The 662-nt window shown below is 72.1% G+C and carries 1 protein-coding gene; it reads left to right on the forward strand.

All coding sequences use genetic code 11. The features are described 5' to 3' along the window. The first annotated feature begins 97 nt into the window (after positions 1-97). Complete coding sequence (locus CCN42_RS38680; protein ID WP_086741880.1) at positions 98-613, forward strand: hypothetical protein; 516 nt, start codon at positions 98-100, stop codon at positions 611-613. The last annotated feature ends 49 nt before the right edge of the window (positions 614-662 follow it).

The raw sequence follows: 662 nt of genomic DNA on the forward strand, positions 1-662 counted from the left end.
CCCGTACCGACGTTCCTAGCGTTTCGGTCATCGAGGTGCATTTCTGGCGCAAGCGGAAAAGGTCCGCAGCTGCTCCTCGGGGACCGGAGGATTCACCATGCGCGCGATACGCGTCGCCTCGGCCGCACTGCTGGGCCTCACCGCCCTCGGCCTGACCGCCCCCGCCGCGCACGCGCGCGGTGACGAGACCGGCTTCCAGGGCACCGTGCTGCCTCAGACCATCGCGGCCGGCGGCCAGGTGACACTCCGGGCCGTCGGCTGCGCCACGGACGTCCGCATCAGCTCGGGCATCTTCCAGGACGTCGTCATCCGCAGGGGCGAGTCGCACGCCAAGGCCGTCGTCGACTGGGACGTCAAGGCAGGTGCCAGCTACGAGATCACGTTCTACTGCGGCACCTTCTGGCAGACGTCGAACGTCACCATCGCGGGCGGCCGGCAGGGCCACTCCTCCACCCCGGCGCCCATCGTGCCCAGCCGGGGCGCGCACGCCGGTGAGGGCGGCACCGTCGCCGGGTTCGACCTGCGGGAGATCGGACTGGGCGCCCTGCTCATCTCGGGCTCGATCGGCGCCGCGTACCACCTGTCCCGCCGCACCGGCGACGACGGCGCCTGACCGCCGCCGCACCCACCGCACAGGAACCCACCCGCACAGGCCTTCGCCC

The sequence above is a fragment of the Streptomyces glaucescens genome (assembly GCF_002154375.1).
Classification (GTDB): Bacteria; Actinomycetota; Actinomycetes; order Streptomycetales; family Streptomycetaceae; genus Streptomyces; species Streptomyces glaucescens.

Excerpts from the sequence above, each read along its gene's own strand:
- CCN42_RS38680 (WP_086741880.1), top strand. The coding sequence starts at position 98 with ATGCGCGCGATACGCGTCGCCTCGGCCGCACTGCTGGGCCTCACCGCC.